The sequence below is a fragment of the Parasphingopyxis marina genome, from assembly GCF_014237875.1.
GTDB lineage: Bacteria > Pseudomonadota > Alphaproteobacteria > Sphingomonadales > Sphingomonadaceae > Parasphingopyxis > Parasphingopyxis marina.
In genome coordinates, this window is sequence record NZ_JACJVJ010000002.1 from 131,582 (window position 1) to 148,878 (window position 17,297).

Annotated in this window: 15 protein-coding genes, 1 tRNA gene and 1 riboswitch; of the genes, 6 read left to right on the forward strand and 10 right to left on the reverse strand. The window is 63.3% G+C overall.

Features of this window, described 5'->3' with window-relative positions:
- Positions 1 to 23: 23 nt before the first annotated feature.
- The 6 genes from metG to H6P80_RS09385 are packed head-to-tail and all read right to left on the reverse strand — an operon-like array spanning position 24 to position 6,407.
- A complete protein-coding gene (gene metG / locus H6P80_RS09360) occupies positions 24 to 1,589 on the reverse strand; it encodes a methionine--tRNA ligase (RefSeq protein WP_185801139.1) in 1,566 nt (521 codons plus the stop codon).
- Complete coding sequence (locus H6P80_RS09365) at positions 1,586 to 2,563, reverse strand: AAA family ATPase (protein ID WP_185801140.1); 978 nt, start codon at positions 2,561 to 2,563, stop codon at positions 1,586 to 1,588. Before H6P80_RS09365 ends, metG begins: the two co-directional genes overlap by 4 nt.
- Positions 2,560 to 3,183 carry a dTMP kinase gene (gene tmk, locus H6P80_RS09370; protein WP_185801141.1) on the reverse strand — a complete coding sequence of 208 codons (624 nt, stop codon included), beginning with the start codon at positions 3,181 to 3,183 and terminating at the stop codon, positions 2,560 to 2,562. Before tmk ends, H6P80_RS09365 begins: the two co-directional genes overlap by 4 nt.
- Positions 3,180 to 4,355, reverse strand: a complete 1,176-nt coding sequence (locus H6P80_RS09375; protein WP_185801142.1) for a D-alanyl-D-alanine carboxypeptidase family protein — start codon at positions 4,353 to 4,355, stop codon at positions 3,180 to 3,182. Before H6P80_RS09375 ends, tmk begins: the two co-directional genes overlap by 4 nt.
- A 23-nt stretch (positions 4,356 to 4,378) precedes the next feature.
- A complete protein-coding gene (locus H6P80_RS09380; protein WP_185801143.1) occupies positions 4,379 to 5,410 on the reverse strand; it encodes a septal ring lytic transglycosylase RlpA family protein in 1,032 nt (343 codons plus the stop codon).
- Positions 5,394 to 6,407: a lytic murein transglycosylase gene (locus H6P80_RS09385; RefSeq protein ID WP_407947254.1), complete on the reverse strand. Its 1,014-nt coding sequence runs from the start codon at positions 6,405 to 6,407 to the stop codon at positions 5,394 to 5,396. The genes H6P80_RS09380 and H6P80_RS09385 overlap by 17 nt, the downstream gene beginning before the upstream one ends.
- Positions 6,408 to 6,534: 127 nt before the next feature.
- Here H6P80_RS09385 and H6P80_RS09390 point away from each other — a divergent pair.
- Positions 6,535 to 6,624: transfer RNA gene (locus tag H6P80_RS09390), tRNA-Ser, on the forward strand.
- 5 nt (positions 6,625 to 6,629) lie between these two features.
- On the opposite strand, the gene H6P80_RS09395 is transcribed toward H6P80_RS09390, so the two are convergent.
- On the reverse strand, positions 6,630 to 7,187 hold the full coding sequence (locus H6P80_RS09395; protein WP_235973853.1) for a murein L,D-transpeptidase catalytic domain family protein: 558 nt from the start codon (positions 7,185 to 7,187) through the stop codon (positions 6,630 to 6,632).
- Positions 7,188 to 7,364: 177 nt separating this feature from the next.
- On the opposite strand from H6P80_RS09395, the gene H6P80_RS09400 reads away from it, so the two are divergent.
- A complete protein-coding gene (locus H6P80_RS09400; RefSeq protein WP_185801145.1) occupies positions 7,365 to 8,222 on the forward strand; it encodes a L,D-transpeptidase family protein in 858 nt (285 codons plus the stop codon).
- A gap of 11 nt (positions 8,223 to 8,233) precedes the next feature.
- Here the strand turns inward: H6P80_RS09400 and H6P80_RS09405 are convergent, their stop codons facing one another.
- Together H6P80_RS09405 and H6P80_RS09410 are read right to left on the reverse strand one after the other, a co-directional pair.
- Positions 8,234 to 8,473, reverse strand: coding sequence for a hypothetical protein (locus tag H6P80_RS09405; protein WP_185801146.1), 240 nt, complete (start codon positions 8,471 to 8,473; stop codon positions 8,234 to 8,236).
- A 74-nt stretch (positions 8,474 to 8,547) separates the two neighbouring features.
- The gene (locus H6P80_RS09410) at positions 8,548 to 10,158 is read right to left on the reverse strand and encodes a ShlB/FhaC/HecB family hemolysin secretion/activation protein (protein ID WP_185801147.1); all 1,611 of its coding nucleotides are present in this window, start codon (positions 10,156 to 10,158) and stop codon (positions 8,548 to 8,550) included.
- A 243-nt stretch (positions 10,159 to 10,401) separates the two neighbouring features.
- Here H6P80_RS09410 and H6P80_RS09415 point away from each other — a divergent pair, with 243 nt between their 5' ends.
- From H6P80_RS09415 to H6P80_RS09425, 3 genes are all read left to right on the forward strand, one after another.
- A complete protein-coding gene (locus H6P80_RS09415; RefSeq protein WP_185801148.1) occupies positions 10,402 to 11,892 on the forward strand; it encodes a FecR family protein in 1,491 nt (496 codons plus the stop codon).
- Positions 11,893 to 11,908: 16 nt separating this feature from the next.
- Positions 11,909 to 14,245, forward strand: a complete 2,337-nt coding sequence (locus tag H6P80_RS09420) for a putative bifunctional diguanylate cyclase/phosphodiesterase (protein ID WP_185801149.1) — start codon at positions 11,909 to 11,911, stop codon at positions 14,243 to 14,245.
- Between the two features lie 120 nt (positions 14,246 to 14,365).
- The gene (locus H6P80_RS09425) at positions 14,366 to 14,689 is read left to right on the forward strand and encodes a PilZ domain-containing protein (protein ID WP_185801150.1); all 324 of its coding nucleotides are present in this window, start codon (positions 14,366 to 14,368) and stop codon (positions 14,687 to 14,689) included.
- Between the two features lie 116 nt (positions 14,690 to 14,805).
- On the opposite strand, the gene rpmE is transcribed toward H6P80_RS09425, so the two are convergent.
- Positions 14,806 to 15,036: a 50S ribosomal protein L31 gene (rpmE, locus tag H6P80_RS09430; protein ID WP_185801151.1), complete on the reverse strand. Its 231-nt coding sequence runs from the start codon at positions 15,034 to 15,036 to the stop codon at positions 14,806 to 14,808.
- A gap of 102 nt (positions 15,037 to 15,138) precedes the next feature.
- Positions 15,139 to 15,327: riboswitch (cobalamin riboswitch) on the forward strand.
- A gap of 78 nt (positions 15,328 to 15,405) precedes the next feature.
- On the opposite strand from rpmE, the gene H6P80_RS09435 reads away from it, so the two are divergent.
- Entirely contained in the window at positions 15,406 to 17,295 is a 1,890-nt protein-coding gene (locus H6P80_RS09435) for a TonB-dependent receptor plug domain-containing protein (protein ID WP_185801152.1), read from the forward strand.
- Positions 17,296 to 17,297 lie beyond the last annotated feature (2 nt).

Consider the following 17,297-nt stretch of genomic DNA (forward strand, 5'->3'; position numbering starts at 1 on the left):
CGCCAGAAATAGGCGTTCAGCCCCTAACTGTCACCCTGCTCTGCGGGCAATTCCAGGCGCGGGAAGACGCCTTGGGGCTGGGGCAAGGTCAGCCCGGCCGCCAACGGCGTCGCGAGAGCAGCAAAATCGCGTGCATCCTTGCCCTGGCTGAGCTGGTCGAGAAGCGCATCGGCCAATTCCGGGATGGCCCAGCGCGCAAGGATCGCGAGCTGCCGCACGGCCTCGGCGCAGCGATAGAGGACCGTGTCGGCGCGCCCGGGATCGATCTTGCGCACCGACCAGGGCTGTTCCTCCGAAATGTAGAGATTGGCTTCCCCGGCCCCGCGCCAGATCGCTTCGAGTGCGCGGTGGATGGCGAGTTCGTCCATCGCTTCGGCGGCTTCGGCGGGAATGGCTTCAAGGGTTGCGATAAGCTTGGCATCGGCCTCGCTGGCCTCACCGGGCGCTGGCACCGTGCCGTCACAATTCTTGGCGATCATCGATAGCGTGCGCTGGGCAAGGTTGCCGAGATCGTTGGCGAGATCAGCGTTGCAGCGGGTGACGATGGCTTCTGCCGAATAGCTGCCGTCATTGCCGAAGCTTACCTCGCGCAGCAGGAAATAGCGGACGGAATCTACCCCGAAGGTTTCGGCCAGCGCGATAGGATCGGTGACGTTGCCGACCGATTTCGATTCCTTCTGGCCGCGATTCAGCAGAAAGCCGTGGCCGAAAACGCGATCCGGCAGCGGCAGACCGGCGCTCATCAGGAAGGCCGGCCAGTAGATGGTGTGGAAGCGGACGATGTCCTTGCCAATGATATGGGTGACGTCAGCGCCCTCGCCCCAATAGCGCGCATAAAGCCCATCCTCGTCCGGCCAGTCGAGCCCGGTCAGATAGTTGGTCAGCGCATCGACCCAGACATACATGACGTGATCTTCGCTGCCGGGAACCTTCACGCCCCAGTCGAAGCTGGTGCGCGAGACCGAAAGATCGCGCAGCCCGCCTTCCACGAAATTGGCGATCTCGTTGCGGCGGCTCTCGGGCTGAATGAAGCCGGGGTTGCGCGCGTACAGATCGAGCAACTTGTCCTGATATTCCGAGAGCTTGAAGAACCAGCTTTCCTCGACCGTCCATTCGACGGGAGTGCCCTGCGGGGAGAGTTTTTCGCCCCCTTCCCCGTCTTCGAGCTCCTTTTCGTCGTAATAGGCCTCGTCGCGAACCGAGTACCAGCCTTCATAGCGATCGAGATACAGGTCACCATTGGCTTCCATCCGCCGCCAGATCTCCTGTACGGCGAGATGGTTTGCTTCCTCGGTCGTGCGAATGAAACGATCATAAGATACATTAAGAACGTCGCACATTGCCATGAAATACGGTGTCATTTCATTGGCGAAATCGCGCACGTCCATATCGCGTTCGCGCGCGGTTTTCACCATTTTCAGACCATGCTCGTCGACGCCGGTCTGAAAACGGACGTCGCGGCCCGAAAGCCGGAAAAACCGCGCAATCGCGTCGGTCGCTATCGCCTCATAGGCATGGCCGATATGCGGCTTACCGTTCGGGTAGCTGATGGCGGTGGTGATGTAGAAAGGCTTGGAATCGGCGGTCATGGCCGGGGTTCATGCAGCGAAGCGAGCAGCCCGGCAAGCGCGAAAACCGTGCCCTGCGGATCGAGCGAGAGATGCTGCGCGCCGCCTGCCAGCGAACGCGCCTCTTCCCAGGTAGAAATCGCATGGGCAAGCGCCCTGCCCCTCAGATTTTTCGAATGGGCGACGATCGCCGCGGGCGCGCGTTCGAGGAAAGCTTCGTAGCGCGGTTGGGCCGCCTTGAGAGACAGCGATTTCGCAAGCGTGCTGCGAGCCGCATTTCCGCGATCCCCTTCGCGGATCAGCGCGCTGATCGTGTCATCGAGCGCGGCGATCTCCAGCCCGGCATAGCGCAGCGCTTGACCCGGCGCTCCGCCGCCGATGCCGACCAGGGCGGTAATTTCCTGCGGATCGAGATCGGGCTCGGCCTGCCGTATGGCTGACGCCATGGCGTCATCGGAAAGCCTTGAAAACTTGAGCATTCTACAGCGCGAACGGATCGTCGGCAGGATTCGTCCGGGGCTGTGGCAGACGAGCAGGAAGACGCATTTTGCCGGCGGCTCTTCGAGATTTTTGAGCAGCGCATTGGCAGCCGGACGCTCGAGATCGTCGATCGCGTCGATGACGACGGTGCGCCAGTCCGACATCGACGGTGTCGTCGAAAAGAGCGACTGGATACGGCGCACCTGATCGACGGTGACATTGCGCGCGAGTTCATCGGGTTTTCTCTCGCGCGGCAGCCGCTGGAGGCGACGGAGATCGGGGTGGCTCCCGGCGGCGATCAGCTGGGCCGTGGGGTGGCCGCCGGGGACGGCGAGCCCTTCCCCCAGCGTTTCGGGCGCCGCGGCCTGGGCAAGCACGCGTTTCGCGGCGAGATCGGCAAACAGCGCCTTGCCGACGCCTTGCGGCCCGGCAAGCAGCCAGGCGTGATGGAGTTTCCCGGAATCGAGCGCGTCGCGGAACTCTGAAACGGCGCTATCGTGGCCAAAAAGCTTCACAACAGCCGCTCTCGCACCGCATTGCAGATCGCTTCCGTAACAGCGTCAACGGGTTGTTCGGCGTCGATGATGGCAAAACGTTCGGGTTCGGCGGCGGCAACCAACTCGAATCCCCCAGCTACGGCCTCATGAAAGGAAAGATCGCGAATGCTGAACCGGTCATTCTCGTCACCGTCGCGCGCCAATGCCCGTTCTGCGCCGATTTGCGCGCCCGTGCGGAGCAATAGGGTCAAGTCGGGCCAGCAGCCGTTCAGCGCGGTCTCGTTGATCCCGCGCACGACGCTTGCGCCCAGCCCGCCCGCGATACCCTGATAGACGATCGAAGAATCGACGAAGCGATCGCAGATGATCCACTGCCCTTTTTCCAGGGCGGGCCGGATCAGGCTTTCGACATGGTCGGCGCGAGCAGCGGCGAAAAGATGCGCTTCGGCCATCGCGGAGAGCGGAACGTCGTCATCGAGCAATAGCGCGCGGATCGCGTCGGCGCCGGCCGTGCCGCCTGGCTCCCGGGTCGCGACGACGGCGATTTCCTGCTCGTGAAGCCATGACGCCAACCGGCGCGAATGGGTTGATTTTCCAGCCCCTTCGCCGCCTTCGAGCGAGATGAATTTTCCGCTCACCCGAGCCCGACCAGCGACAGCAACCCGGCCCAGACTCGTCCGAAAAACCCGCGCTCGCCGACCGCTTCGCCGGCTACGAGCGGCATTTGCTGCTCCGGCATGTCCGGCGTGCGGATGATGAGATCGGCGATATGCTGGCCTTCAGTAATCGGCGCGCGGACCGGCCCAGTATAGCGGATGAGGACCTCACGATCTCCCGCGAGGCCTGCGGGCGTCGTGACGGCGAGATCGCGCGGCGCGACGAGCGGCACTTCGCTGGCATCCCCGCCCTGTACCTGCGCCGTGCCGACTTGCCCGCCTGCGGCGATCAGGCGGCGCGATTGCCAGGCATTGAAACCCCATTCGAGGAAACGCACGCTTTCGCTGATCCGCTCGCTGAACGAATCGAGCCCGGCGACGACCATGACGAGCCGCCTGCCCTCCTGTTCGGCGGAACCGGTGAAGCCGAAGCCCGCTTCCTGGGTGTGGCCGGTCTTGAGGCCGTCGGCGCCGTCAACACGGCCCATGATCGGATTGCGGTTGGGCTGGGTGATGGGCTCGTTATTGCCCATGGTTTCGCCCCAGGTGAACTCGCGGCGCGCATAGAATTGCGTGTAGAGTTCAGGATAACGGCGGATCGTCGCGGCGGCGAGCCGAGCAAGGTCACGTGCCGTCACAAAGGACCGGCCCTCGTCGGGCCAGCCGGTGGCATTGCCGAAATGGCTGTTTTCCAGCCCCAGTTCCTCGGCCTTGCGGTTCATGAGCGCGGCAAAGGCGGTTTCGGTGCCGGAAATGCACTCGGCCAGCACGACGCTGGCGTCATTTCCCGATACGGTCACGACCCCGTAGAGCAGGTTTTCGATGCTTACCCGTTCGCCGGGAGAGAGGAACATTGTCGATCCGGCGGCAGGCCCGTGCCATTGCCGCCAGGTTTCCGGCCGCACCGTGCATTCTTCGTCCAGCGCGTGCTCGCCTTCGTCGATCAGGTCAAACACAACGTGCGCGGTCATCATCTTCGCCATCGAGGCGGGAGGGATTCGCCGGTCCGCATCGCGCGAGAACAGCACGGCGCCGGAACTCATATCGTAGAGGAAGGCGACCGGCGCTTCGCCGTCATAAACCGGCCTTTCGGCCGAGCCCGTGGCCGCAAGGGCCGTTGCGGCGAGGGCCAGGAATACGGATACGCGTTTCATCTGACTTTCCTTCAGGGAGTTTGCTAGCGACCGGTGTCGCGGAATATCCGCGCATCGCCGAATCCGGCGGAATGCGCCCGTGACAGCGCTTCGCGCGCCGCCGTTTCGCTGGGATAGGGACCGATCCGCACACGCCGGATATTGTCGATCGTGGTCACCTGGATTTGTCCGAGTGCGCTGGCCCGATTGGCGAGCCGCCGGGCATTGGCCGCATTGGAAAAGGCCCCAAGCTGGACGAAATAGGTTCCGCTTGCGGCCGGCGGCGGGCTTGCGGCGGGAGGCCGTGGCTGGGTGGGCCGTACAGGCCGCGCTTCGTCTTCGACCTGAAAGGTAACACCGGGATTTGCTGAAGACGGCGGTGCGGGTGTGGAAATAGGCGCCGCTGCCGGAGCATAGGCCGCATTGGCGGCGGCAGGAACGTCCGGAGAAGGCACGGCTTGCGGAATAGCCCCACCGCCCTGTTCGAACCGCGCGCGAAGCGCCGTCAAAAGCTGCGGCGAGGTGTCCAGTCGGGGTTCGGCGGGTTGCCCTATCCTCAGGCGCGCCCGGTCGCTCTCGACCGGCGATATGCGGCGGACGCGCACCGGCGCCGTTCCCTGTTCGACGATTCCGAGCTGGCGCGCCGCGCCGACCGAAAGGTCGATGATCCTGTTGCCCGCGAACGGCCCACGATCGTTAATCCGGACAAGGATCGTCCGGCCGGTCTGAAGCGCAGTGACCTCGACATAGGAGGGAAGCGGCAAGGTGCGGTGAGCCGCGGAAATCCCCGACGGATTGAACCGCTCGCCATTGGCCGTCGGACGGCCCGAAAGCTCGTTTCCATAATAGGAGGCGAGCCCGACCTCGTCATAATGCTGGGGATCGGCGGGCACATAGGTCCGGTCCTCGATCGTGTAGGGATCGCCGATAATGACGGGCGTGTCGGACACGGCGGCGCCATAAACCTGCCCGGTCGACGCGCTTTGCGGCGCAGGCGCCAGATTGCCGCCGCCGCACCCGGCCAGTGCGACAAGCGCCGCCAATGCAAGGGTTATCCGTTTATCGAACGATTTCATCAGCCAGCAATCCCACCGACAGCGCATAGAAATTCGAGCAGTTATAGTCGAGGATCACGCGATAATTGTTGGTGAGAAGATAGGCCGTGCTGCCCGGGCCGTCGGGCTCCAACAGGGTCGCCATAATGTCGTCGTCGGGCCAGGCGCCCGATTGCGGTCGGATGCCGAGCGCACGCCACTCGGCCATCCTCATCCACCGGCTGTGTCGTTCCATCACGCGCGGGCAGCGCGCGGCGTCCGTGCGGTTGGCGACAGCGCTACGATCGAGCGAGGACGGCACATTGACGGCGATGCCCCAGGGCTCGCCGGCTCGCCAGCCGGCATTGTGGAGATAGTTACCGATCGAGGCGAGCGCATCGGGCTCGCTGCGCCAGATTTCTGAACGTCCGTCGCCGTCGCCATCGATTGCGAGGCGCAGATAAACGCTCGGCAGGAACTGCGGATAGCCGAAGGCCCCGGCCCAGCTTCCGACCAGCTGTTCGCGCGGTACGCCGCGATCGATCATTTTCATCGTGGCGATGAATTCGCCTGCGAACAGATCGCGGCGGCGGCCCTCATAGGCCAGCGTCGCCAGCGAACGCGGAAGGTCGAAATCGCCGGTAATCCGGCCATACCCCGTCTCATGACCGTAAATTGCGATAGCGATCTTGCCGGGAACGCCGGTGCGCCGCTCGATATCGAGGAGCTGGGCGCGCACCCGGTTATAGGTGCTGCGGCCACCTGCGATCCGCGTCGAATTGACGTGACGTGCCTGATAAGGCGCGAAAGGCGGGATCGGGGAATCGAAGCTGCCGCCGGGCTGACTGCGGTCGAGCTGGATGACGCGCGGATTGTAGGTCAGCGTCGGGATCACGCGGTCGAGCGTCTGCGGGCTCACGCCTTCGGCGATCGCCTGCGCCCTCAACTGCTGCATATATTGACGAAAGCCCTCATCCGTCTGGGCACGGGCCGTTCCTGCTGTTCCAAAAACGGCGAAAGCGGTCAATATTCCCAACATCTTGTACATGATACGCATATGCTTCCCTTCACCGCTCTTCCTGCCATAGCCGCCGGAATAAGGGAAAGGCATTTCATCGCATGTCTTGCACGGGGGGGCGCTGGCAGGATAAGCGCGCACTCGAAGCGGACAGGTGGCCGAGTGGTTTAAGGCACTGGTCTTGAAAACCAGCGTGGGTTTGCGCTCACCGTGGGTTCGAATCCCACCCTGTCCGCCAGTTGCCTAGATCTTGTCCGCGTAAATTAGATGGCCTTCGCCAAGGCGGTTCAGCACCGTGCCGATATCGCTTTCGGAAAAGGCGAAACATCCGTCGCTGCGGCCGAGCTTGCCCTGTTGGGCGACAATATCGGGCCCGACATACCAGGCGGGATGGATGACGATGGCGCGGTCCATCGCGTTGCTGTTTTGGGGATCGAGCCCCGCGAGACGTCGCGACTCTCCGTGCGAGCCGACATAGCGGTTCGCCGCCAGATAGGCGCCAGAGGAGGATGCGGCGGATCCGGGCCGGTTCGAAAATTGTTGGACGAAGCCGCTATGGGCAGGGTCCGATCCTCGACCATGGGCGACGAGCAGCGTCTGGCTGCGGCCGCTAACGGGATCGAGAATGTAAAAGCGTGGAAGCCGGGAATGGGCCGCATAATCGGCGATGCCGATAACGTCGGTTGCGATGATCTGATCACGATGCCGGCGAAAAGCCTCCATCGCACGGGCAACGAGCTCCTCAGGAGGCTCTGCAAGGTTGGAACGGTCTGCGGCGGTCGCCTTGGCGATGCTAGGCATTCCAAGCGCCATAATGCCGCATCCAGCAAGAATCTGGCGGCGGGATAGCGTGGGGGTCTTCGTCACTTCGGATACTCCACGATTGTGGCGATCCTAGCATATATTGCGCAGATTGCCGACGTCTTCCCCAAAGCCTAACCTAGACCCGCCAAAGGTGCGTTTAAAGGTGTGTATCGGATGAGAAAGTTTCTCCTTCTCCTGATCTTGCTGTTTTCGGCGCCTGCCGTGGCGCAGGAGGAGGTCGATCCGGTATGCACCTTTGCCGAGACCCAATGGCCCGGCGCCGATCCCGCTGCCGAGCCTGCGCACCCGGCCCATCCCCATTATGCGGCGCTGCAGCGCGCCTATGCGCAGGAGACCGACCCCGGCCGGCGGGCGACCCTGGCGGCCAATATCCGGCGCTGGGAAGCGATGCCGCACCGGCTTGGCGATCGCTATCTGCTCGTGAACGCGGCGGCATTCCGCGCGACCCTGTGGGAGGATGGTAGCCCGGTTTCGCAATGGCGCGTGATCGTCGGCCGGACGCGCACGCAGACGCCCATCTTTCATACCGAGGCGCGCGGCGTGATCCTGAACCCCTGGTGGGAGATTCCCGCGAGCATCGTCGCGGAAAGCGTCGGTGCGCTCGTCCGCAACCGCCCCGCCGAAGCGCGTCGCCGCGGTTATGTCGTACAGGGCGGCCGCTATCGGCAGCGCCCCGGCCCCGGCAACGCGCTGGGCCTGATGAAACTCGACATGCCCAATGCGCACAGCGTGGGTATCCACGATACGCCCAGCCGGCAGCTATTCGATCGCGAGGATCGCGCGCTCAGCCATGGCTGTGTCCGGATCGACGACGCGCTGGGTTTCGCGACGACGCTGTTGTCCCGCCAACCCGAATGGACTCGCGAACGCGTCGATGCGGTGATCGCGGTCGGCGAGACGCGCACCGTGCCCTTCGACGCCCCCCTCCCGGTCTATATCGGCTATTTCACGGCGGAACCGGCGGCCGACGGCACCATCGGCTATTTCCCGGATATTTACGGCCGGGACTAACGGTGAAGGCGTTATGCGCCCGGGTTGTTCTCGATCCGGTCCGCGTTGGCGATCAGGTCTTCACCCAGCTTTCGCGCCAGCGCCGGCGTCATATGCAGCTGCAGCGCCTCCGGCGTGTTCGGCGGCAGGGTGGAATCGGGCGTGAAATAGGTCATGCGGGTCAACACCCGATCGGGCGACGTCGCCGTCTGATAACCGTGAATCGCATGGATCACGAGGTTGCCCTCGGCGTCCTGTTCCCAATCGTCCATGATGCGCTCCTGAGCAGTTTTGCGCGGCATATGGGAGCAGGCGCAGCGGCACAAGCCGTCCGGGGCGAAGGGGCCTAGAAATCGGCTCCCAGAACGAGCCGCACGCGCGGGGAGCGATCGCCGCTGTCGAAGCGGTCCTCGTTCAGCGGCGCGGCGGCTTCCACGGCCAAGCGGAACCGATCGGCAATCGTAGCCCGCGCACCCGCGCCTGCGGAAACGAGGCGCCCTCCGCCCAGTCCGGCCCCGCGATTGCGAACCCCGGCACCATCGACGAAACCGTAAATTTGCAGGCCATCCAGGCTATCGGAAGTATTTTCGATATCGTATCGCAGCTCCATCGCCCCGGCGATGCCGTTTTCGCCCGAGCGTTCATAGAAATCGAAGCCCCGCCCATAAGCAGGGCCGCCAATCCCCATTTCGTCGGCCGCCAGCAACGGGCGCGAGGCCATCTGCGCCTGGCCGGTGGCCTCGACGCTGAAACCGCTTCCCAGCGGCCGATAGACGCGCGCGAAAAGCTGGACTTTCGTGAACACGCCGCTGCCGTCGAAGCGCGAGGACAGTGGATCGTTCCCTCGGGTTGCGTCGAAAATCGCGATTCCCTGGGTCAGCTGAACGCCCCCGCTCAGATGCGAGCCGGCGATCCAGGCATAGCCGTTAAGGCCAAGCTCCGCGGTGGTCACGCGATCCTCGCGGATACGCAGGGTTTCCGCGTCCTGCGTGGTCTCCCGATACCGCAGATTGGCATATCCCCACAGACTTGCTTCGCTGGTACGGACCAGCGGGTGAGAAATGGTGAGATAGGCGCTGAGGCTGTCGCCTTCGATATCGCCGCGGAACGACCTGATATCCGGGTTCGATCGCGCGAAGAAGCCGCCAAGGGCAAAGCGTGTGCCGGTCTGCCCGATACCGGCCTCGTAGCGGGCGCTTGCAAAGCCCAGATCGCCCGGTTCGAAGGGTGTGGCGACCGCTGACAGGGACAGCTGGTCGCCGCCGCCGACTATGTTGCGGAGATGTACGCCGCCTTGGACACGCCAGGGACCGACGGATTCGCTGCCGTTATTGTCGAGCTGCGCCCAACCGGCGACGGCGTCTTCGACGATCGCCACCTGGAGAACGCCCTCGCCTTCCTGGCGGAAGAATTGGGGATTGGCGATCCGGACGCCCGGAATATCGGCGGCGAGGAGCAATTGCCGCTCCAGCCGCGCCCGGGTGACGGGCTCACCGTCGCTTAATGCATCGATGAACGCTTCGGCAGCGCTGTTGCGATCGCCGACATAGCGAATTTGACCGACCACGCCCGGATCGACGGAAATCTGCAATATGCCGGATTGGATGCGTTGGCGCTCGATCCAGGCGGTTGCGAAAACATAGCCTTCGTTCTGGAGCACGGCCGCAACCGCGGTTGTCAGGGTCCGGAGATCTTCCGCCGAGAGCGTTCGGCCTACAAAGCCCTGATAGGCCGGAACGAAGCTTGCGGCCGGCAATACCGTGTTTTCGACGCGTACGGCCCCCACAAACACGCCGTCATCGGCGTCCATATCCCGGATATCGACCGGAATCGACGTCGGCGGCAATGCGACGTCGTCAGGCCTTTCGAACGGGGATTGCATGTCGAGACTCTCGGTCGCAATGGCCGGATCGGCGCGATCCAGCGCGTTTTGCGCCGCAACAGGCGGGCAAAGCATCGTTAATCCGCTCAAGGCAATAAGGAGGGGGGAAGCGCGCATCGATCTCCGCCGGGACAGCTAAAAACGGTTCGATCCGAGGCCCTACAGCCGATATCGCTAATATTCGGTTTCGTTGGAGCGGCGCGTAAAGACGGTGTTAACTGCTTTCGCAAGGAAAGCGCTAATCAGTGTCAACTAATTCCTTACGTCGAAGATCGCCCGAACAAAAAGGGGGGCGAATAACGACCGGGGATATTACCCATGAAAACCATCAGATATTGCCTCATTCCGGCGCTTCTCCTTTCCAGTCAGGCGGCGCTAGCCGATGGACCGCGTTGGCGGGTTACCGAAACGAGCGGAGATGTGCAGGTGATGCGGTCCGGGCTTTCGCGCACCGCGACCCGCGGCAGCATGCTCTATTCGGGCGATATCGTAGCCACCGGCGATCGCGGCCGGGCGGTCGTGACTCGCGGCGAAGAATATATGATCGTTTCGCCGGGCACCCGCTTGCGGCTTCCCGGTGATACCCGCGCGGGAGGAATAACCCGTATTATTGAAGAGGTTGGAAACGTTGTTTACAACGTTCAGCGAAGAAATCATGAGCATTTCGGCGTCGAAACGCCCTATCTTGCGGCGGTCGTCAAAGGGACGACCTTCTCGGTTACTGTCGGCCCGGAAGGCTCGTCGGTCCAGGTCCTCGAAGGCCTTGTCGAGGTATCGACGCTCGATGGCGGGGCGACCCAGCTTGTCGAGCCCGGCTCGGTCGCGCTCGTTGCGGCCGGCAATCGTTACCAGCTGACGGTCGAAGGCAATGGAACCGAAGTCATCGATTCTCCGAACGCGCCCGAAAATGGCGGCGAGGCCGAACCGGGCGACGATCAGGGCCATGTAACGACGGCCCTCCTTACCCCTTCGGACAGCCCATATGCGGATCAGATTGTCGATGAAATTCGGGCAAACCCGGTCGAGCTTGGCGCGTTGACCGGCGGGATCGTGGGCGGCGCGAACGATATCCGCGCCGAATTCTCCGAAGCCGACTACGCATCGCTCGATGCCGGAAATCTCGGAAACGATCTTGTTGATGGCAGTGGCGCGAGTGTCGGTGGCGGTAACGGCGTCGGAGGCGGCGTGAATGTCGGTGTCGGTGGCGGTAACGGCGTCGGAGGCGGCGTGAGTGTCGGTGTCGGTATTGGCGACGGAAACAACGGTCACGGAAACGATCCTGGTGGGTTCGACTCGAGCAATCCGGGGAACAGCTTAGGCGTCGGTGGTGGCGCGAGTGTCGGTGGCGGCAACGGTGTGAATGTCGGCGTCGGTGGCGGCGCGAGCGTTGGCGGCGGCAACGGTGTGAATGTCGGCGTCGGCGGCGGCGCGAGCGTTGGCGGCGGCAACGGTGTGAATGTCGGCGTCGGCGGTGGCGCGAGCGTTGGCGGCGGCAACGGTGTGAATGTCGGTGTTGGCGGCGGCGCGAGTGTCGGCGGCGGCAACGGTGTGAATGTCGGTGTTGGCGGTGGCGCGAGTGTCGGTGGCGGCAGCGGTGTTGATGTCGGCGTTGGTGCAGGCGTCGGTGGCGGCGGCGTGGATGTCGGTGTCGGCGTAGGTGTCGGCGGCGGCGGTGTCGATGTTGGAGTCGGAGTAGGCGGCGGCGGCGTGGGAATCGGGATCGGTGGCCTCAATGTCAATCTGAACGCCGGATCCGGATCGGGCTCTTCGGGCGGCGGCCTTGGAGGCTTACTCAATCGTAACCGATAGCCGCTAAACTGGCGGGATGTGGGGCCTCCCTTCTCTCGCCAGATATCGGCCAGGATATCGCATCGCGGTTTTCCTGATCGCGTTGGCGGCAGGCGCCATCGCGTCCACCACACAGGTTGCGGCCCCCCTCGACGACCAACTGCGTATTGTCAGGGACAATATTCGAACCCATGAGGCGAGCGGCGACATCGTCCTCGTCGAAATCGATGCGCGCAGTCTTGCCGAGATTGACCGCTGGCCCTGGCCGCGCAGCAATCATGCGACACTCGTGCGCCGGCTGGAAGCCGCCGGCGCCGATATGGTCGCGTTCGACGTCGATTTTTCCAGCGCGTCCGATCCCGCTGAAGATCAAGCCTTCGCAGCCGCGCTCACCGAGAGCCATTCGCTGATATTGCTTCCCGCTTTTCGGCAATTTGCCGGTTCGGGCAGCAGGCAGGTGATCGAGAGCGAACCGATTGCGCCGCTGCGCGAAGCTTCTTTCCTGGCCGCAGTCAACATCCAGCCGGACGCCAGCGGCCAGGTGCGGCGGGCGCTTCTCGGCGTTTATACCGACGGTGTGCCCCGCCCTTCCCTGCCCGCCATGCTATCGGGCGTAACCGGATCGGCGGATACCTCCTTTCCCATCGACTATTCGATCGATCCCGGTAGCATTCCCCGGCTGAGCTATGCCGATGTGGTTGCCGGACGGGCCGACCTGACGATGGTCGAGGGAAAATCCGTTATGGTCGGAGCAACCGCCATCGAGCTCGGGGATCGCTACGCGGTGCCGGGGCATGGCGTAATCCCGGGGGTGGTCATCCAGGCGTTAGCGGCGGAAACCCTGCTGGCACAGGGGATCCCGCGTGAATTCGGGCCGCTTGCCGGTCTCGGGATCGCCTTTCTCAGCGTCCTGCTGCTGATTTCTCGGGGGACGCTTTGGGTACGGTGCGTCTCGGCGGCTATTGGCGGCCTCTTCGTCCTGGGTCTCCCGCTCGTCGCGGAATCGCGCTTCAATGCGAGCTACGAAATCGCTCCGGCTCTGGCGATGCTGGCGGCGGCCGGGTCGGCCGGACTTTGCGCGATGGTGCTGCGCAAATATCTGCGGACGGCGCTGCTCGAACGGGAATCGGGACTGCACAATCGCGCGGCGCTGCTGCGCGCCATGGGCCGCAAACCCGATACGCAGCTCGTGATCGCTCGCATTGCCGAATATCCGGACATTGCGACGGTCATTTCCGCCGGCGATATCAAAACCTATTTCCGGGAAATTGCGCGCCGTTTGGGGGTCGCGACACATTCGACCTTGTACCGGATCGACGATAATCTCCTGGCCTGGTTATGCGACGGTTTCGGCAATGAGGAGCTGGGCGATCATCTCGACGCGATCGATGCCTTGTTCAAGGCGCCGATCTCGGTCGAAGGCCAGCGCGTGGACACCAATCTGTTCTTCGGTGTCGCCGAAGGCAAGGGCGCCGACGCGCATCACCTGATTTCGGGGGCGTCATTGGCCGCGACGCGCGCCACCGAGGCCGGTTATCGCTGGGAACGCTATTTCGAGGGCGACGAGGATGGCGGAAAATGGCGGATTGCGTTGCTCGGAGAGCTTGACGAAGCGCTGCGATCGGGGGCCCTGTGGGTCGCCTTCCAGCCCCAGCTCGATATCGTTTCCGGCGGTATCCTCGGTGCGGAGGCACTGATCCGCTGGAATCACCCGGTCCGCGGGCCGATCCCGCCGGACAGCTTCATCCCGCTGGTCGAAAAGCGCGGCCGGATTGCGGATCTTTCGCTGTTCACGGTCGATCGCGCGCTCGAGGCCTTGCGCAAATGGCAAGGGGTTGGTCTCGACATGAGCGTTGCCGTCAACATCTCGGCGACATTGCTCAAGAAGCGCGATTTCCTGGACGCCATGTGGGAAAAGATCGAATCCTCCGGGGTGCGCCTGGACGCGCTGACCATCGAGATCACCGAATCCGCCGCGCTGGAAGATCCCGAGGCGGCGATCGCGGCGATGAACGAATTGCGGGAGCGCGGCATTCGGCTTTCGGTCGACGATTATGGCACCGGCCAATCGACGCTGACGTATCTGCGGAAACTTCCCGTACACGAGATCAAGATCGACAAGAGCTTCGTGCAGGGCCTGACTGAAAATGCCAGCGATCGCATCCTGATCCGCTCGACCATCGAGCTGGCGCATGAGTTGGGCCTGAAAGTGGTGGCCGAAGGCATCGAGAATCTCGAATGCCTCGAAGCCCTGAAGGAGCTCGACTGCGATATCGCCCAGGGCTTTTTCATCGGACGGCCGATGGAGGCGACCGCTTTCGAGATGTTGGCCGAAAATGGCGGGGCGAACCGCGCTTCCGCGATTGCGGCCTAGCGATGCGCGGCAAATCCGACCGCCCGAACCGTTAGGCCCAGATTAACCATGGCGGTACGGATTTCTTTAGTATGCATCGCGTAATGACCGATTTCAGCAGTTCCGGGGGGGATGCTTCGAATGCGATTGAGCACAGAATATTGTGACGAAGGCCTAGGCACCGGTTCGGTTGCGGCCGGCTCGATCGACATATGGGCGCGCGTCTCGCAATATGAGCGCAAGCCGAAGCTCGCGACCGTCCGCGATCTTTCACCGTCCGGCTTCATGCTCGACCGCAACTCCTCCGTGGAGGTCGGAACCCTGCTTCTGCTGCAATTTCCCGGCCTGAATTCGATGGTGGCGCGGGTCATCTGGATCAACGATATTCTTGTAGGCTGTGAGTTCGAGCGCCCGCTTTCGTCCGAGGAAATGGCGACGCTTCAGAAATCCGCCTGGTGCATGTAGCGAAAGATCGCTGAACCGGCGCGGCTGTCCGCCCGGTTCAAAACGAGTTTGAGGCCGCGTCTCGGGGGAAACGCGGCCTCATCCTTTTTGGAAATGCCCGAAAGCGCGTAAAGCGCTTATTTCTTGCCGAGCGTAAGGCCGCCGAAACGCTTGTTGAAGCGGTCGATGCGGCCGCCGGTATCGATCAGGTTGCGATTGCCGCCGGTCCAGGCCGGGTGCGACTTCGGATCGACGTCCAGATTGAGGGTTTCTCCCTCGGCGCCCCAGGTGGAGCGCGTCTGAAATTCGCTGCCATCGGTCATCTTGACCGTGATCATGTGATATTCGGGATGAATCTCGGATTTCATTGTCTTTGCTTTCCTTTGGGCTGGTTACCGACCAGCCGTTTCAAGCGAAGGCGCGCGTCTAGCGGTTACGGCTCCGCTTGACAAGGCCGGTTTTCGGCGGCTAGCGCGGCCTCAAGCAAAGGTGCCGCCGTAACGGGCGGTGAAAAGGGAAGCCGGCGAAAATCCGGCGCTGTGCCCGCAACTGTAAGCGGTGAGCCCCTCCCCTTGCGCCACTGGACCAACTGGTTCGGGAAGGCGGGGAATGGGCATCGATCCGCAAGTCAGGAGACCTGCCTTTGCTGTCGTCCGTGCCCGGCCGGGACCAGCCGTAAGCATGGGAAGCGACAGCTTCCTTCGTGACGACATGTGTCGTGAACGAAGGAGCTCTATATGTCCCTGTTATTGCTGATTACGGCCGAAGCGGCCGCTCTCTCTTCCTCCAATCCCCAGATCCTCGTGACGGCGTCGCGCGCGGCGATTTCCTCCGAAGAGGCCGGCGTCTCGGCGACGGTGATCGATGAGAACCGGATCGATGCGCTCGGCGAAAGCCAATCCATCGATCTTCTGCGGCTTACGCCCGGCATCTCGGTGTCGGTCTCCGGCGCGCGGGGTACCCAAGCGCAATTGCGGATCCGCGGCGGCGAGGCAAACCACTCGCTCGTCTTCATCGACGGCATTGCCTTCACCGATCCCGCTTCGGGGAATGAATCGCGGTTCGAAACGCTGACGGCCGACGGCCTGGGGCGGATCGAGGTTATTCGTGGCCCCCAATCGGCCTTGTGGGGCCCCGAAGCACTGGGCGGCGTGATCGCCATGTCGAGCGCAGATCCGCTTGGGGGTACGCGCGTAACGGGCTTCGGCGAATATGGGGCGCATGAAAGCATCCGCGCCGGCGGTTCGGCAACCGTGACCGGCAATGGTTACGGCATCACCGCGACGGCAAGCCATGCGCAAAGCGACGGCATCGATATTGTCGGCGGCGGAACCGGGGACCGCGACGGTTTCGAAAATACGAGCGCCGGCCTGCTTGCGGTCGCCCGGCCCGGCGCCAACGGCGAAATCGGACTGGCCGCGCGGCTGATCGCGGCGGAATCCGAATTTGACGGCTCCGATCCCCTCTCCTTCACCCGCGCCGACACACTCGACACGTCGGAAAGCGAGACGGCGGCATTGCGCCTCTGGGGCGCGCTCGGCATCGATCCCGACAGCCCCTGGGCGGTGCGGGCCGAAGCCCAATATCTGTCGAGCGAAAACCGCAACCTCAACGCCGGCAATCCGCTCAACCGGACGGAAGGGTCGCGTTGGCGCCTTTCCGGGCAAGTGGAGCGGCGGCTTTCCCTTGGCGCTACCGACCATGTATTGATCGCCGCCGTCGAACGTGAGGACGAACGCTTCCAGGCGCGCGACCAGCAATATTTCGGTGCGACCGACCAGGACCGGGATCGCGGCCGCACCGGTTTTGTCGGCGAATGGCGCGCCCATTGGGGACCGGTGATCTCTACCGACATCGCAGTCCGGCACGATGATTTCGAGGCGTTTGAGGATGCAACGACAATTCGCGGAACGTTTGTCGCCAGGGTGAGCGCACAGCTTTCGTTGCACGCCTCCTATGGCGAGGGCATCGCCCAGCCGAGCTTCTTCGATCTGTTCGGCTTCTTTCCCGGAAGTTTCGTCGGCAATCCGGCGCTCCAAGCCGAAACGGCGCATGGATATGAGGTCGGCGCCACGTGGCAGGAAGACGATTTTCACGTCTCGCTGACGGCCTTCGAGAGCAATCTCGAAAACGAGATCGTCTCGGTGTTCGATTCCGCGACCTTCCTGTCCTCGACCGCCAATGCCACGGGCGAGAGCAAGCGGCGCGGTATCGAGGCGGCATTCGCCATCGCGCCGCTGCCCGGCTTGAGGATCGATGCAAACTACACTTATCTGGACGCCGAGGATCAGCAGGTTTCGGGCGACGCGCGGCTGCGCGAGGTCCGCCGACCCCGTCATAGTGCGAACATTGCCTTCGACTATCAAAGCGACCGGCTGACGATAGGCGGATCGATGGCCTATGTCGGCAAACGCCAGGATACCGATTTCGATCTTTTCCCTGCGCAAAATGTGACGCTCGGCGCCTATGTTCTCGCATCGGCGCGGATCGCCTATGCGGTGATACCGGGGATCGAGGTCTATGGACGCGTCACCAATCTTTTCGACGAGGAGTATCAGGATGTGGTCGGCTATTCGACGCCGGGCATGGCTGCTTATGCGGGCCTGCGCTTTCGTTTCGGCGATTAGCG